Genomic DNA, 739 nt, shown 5'->3' with positions numbered 1-739 from the left:
CCAGCGTCACCGTCGGTAAGATCAGGATGCCGAAGGCCGGGAGCTGGCCGATCAGGAGCGCCGCCACGAAGGCGCCGGGCACCGAGCCCATGCCGCCGATCACCGTCACCACGAAGGCGTCGGTGATGACCGAGAGGTCCATATGGGCGTTGGCGGGGATCCTCGGGATCTGGTGCGCGCCCTGCTGGCGGAGGGCTGCGAGGCCCTGGTGATCCACTTCCTGCACGCCTATGCCAACCCGGAGCACGAGCTGCGCGCCGGCGCCATCGCCCGCGAGCTGTGGCCCAACCCCTATGTCACCCTCGGCCACGCCCTCCTGTCGGAGTTCCGCGAATACGAGCGCGGCACCACCGCCTCGGTCAATGCCGCGGTGCAGCCGATCCTCGACCGCTACATCCGCCGCCTCCAGGACGACCTGCGCGCCAAGGGCTTCGCCCGCGACCTGCTGGTGATGAACGGCAATGGCGGCACCGTGCCGGCGGGGCTCGTCGTCGAGGCGGCGGCCAAGACCGTGATGTCGGGCCCGGCCTCCGGGGTGATGGCGGCGGCGGCGACGCTCGCCCAGTCGGGGCTCAAGAACGCCATCACGTACGACATGGGCGGCACCTCGACCGACGTGGCGCTGATCGCCGGAGGCGTGCCGGAGGTCTCGGCGGAACTGACCATCGATTACGGGCTCCCGATCCACCTGCCGATGGTCGACGTGCACACGGTCGGCGCCGGCGGCGGCTCGATCGCC

At 71.0% G+C, this 739-nt stretch carries 1 pseudogene; it reads left to right on the top strand.

The annotated features are described in order from the left end of the window. Positions 1–163 precede the first annotated feature (163 nt). A pseudogene (locus tag VQ03_RS29745) lies at positions 164–739 on the top strand (hydantoinase/oxoprolinase family protein); the annotation flags it as partial.

The organism is Methylobacterium tarhaniae (assembly GCF_001043955.1).
Classification (GTDB): domain Bacteria; phylum Pseudomonadota; class Alphaproteobacteria; order Rhizobiales; family Beijerinckiaceae; genus Methylobacterium; species Methylobacterium tarhaniae.
The sequence above is the reverse complement of the archived record's forward strand: the minus strand, read 5'-3'. Positions and strand labels throughout refer to the sequence as shown.